The organism is Bergeyella anatis, assembly GCF_036016955.1.
Classification (GTDB): Bacteria; Bacteroidota; Bacteroidia; order Flavobacteriales; family Weeksellaceae; genus JAYWXI01.
On sequence record NZ_JAYWXI010000183.1, the window covers coordinates 1 to 331 of the forward strand.

The 331-nt window shown below is 30.5% G+C and carries 1 protein-coding gene; it reads left to right on the forward strand.

What is annotated here, in order from left to right:
- Positions 1 to 331 (forward strand): phage integrase SAM-like domain-containing protein (locus VQ048_RS12850; protein ID WP_327612002.1); only part of this gene is annotated, 331 nt, incomplete at both ends.

Here is a 331-nt window from a genome sequence, read left to right on the forward strand (position 1 = left end):
GAAATTGAGAGCCCCAGGAAGTTATAATACTCATAAAAATGCCTATGGAAATTTAGAACGATTTCTTAAAGAAAAACTTCACAGAGACGATATAGAATTGATAGAGCTTGATAAAACCTTTATTGATGATTATGACTATTATCTTAGAATAGAGAGAGGGTTAGACCACAATAGTATTTATGGTAATATGGGACCGCTTTTACGAACCATAAAAAGAGCTTTAAATGACAACATCATTATTGTTAATCCTTTTCGGCACTATAAAAATACACTTGTACCAAAAGATAGAGGTTATCTCTTAAAATCAGAGATTATAAAACTCATTGAATAC